Origin of the sequence: Rhizobium ecuadorense, from assembly GCF_001187535.1 — a bacterium.
Classification (GTDB): Bacteria; Pseudomonadota; Alphaproteobacteria; order Rhizobiales; family Rhizobiaceae; genus Rhizobium; species Rhizobium ecuadorense.
Genome location: NZ_LFIO01000682.1, coordinates 1 through 248, shown reverse-complemented (window position 1 = coordinate 248; position 248 = coordinate 1). Strand labels below are relative to the sequence as shown.

Here is a 248-nt window from a genome sequence, read left to right as displayed (position 1 = left end):
CTTCTGCGCCAACAACCAGATTGCCTTCGGACTGATGGATGTCGTGCGCCTGGAAGCCCGGCTGCGCATCCCCGAGGACGTCGCCGTCATCGGCTTTGACGACGTGCCGGAATCCTCCTGGCTGAGCTACAGGCTCACCACCTTCCGCCAGGACCCGCTGACCATGGCGCTGCGCGCCGTCGAGCTGATGGAGCGGCGGCTTGAAAAGCCCGATGCGCCTCCGGGTTACGAACGCGTCATTCCGGAAC

The 248-nt window shown here is 64.9% G+C and carries 1 protein-coding gene; it reads left to right on the top strand.

What is annotated here, in order from left to right; genetic code table 11:
- Positions 1–248: substrate-binding domain-containing protein (locus AF337_RS12860; RefSeq protein WP_160320295.1), on the top strand; the 248-nt coding region annotated here is incomplete at both ends.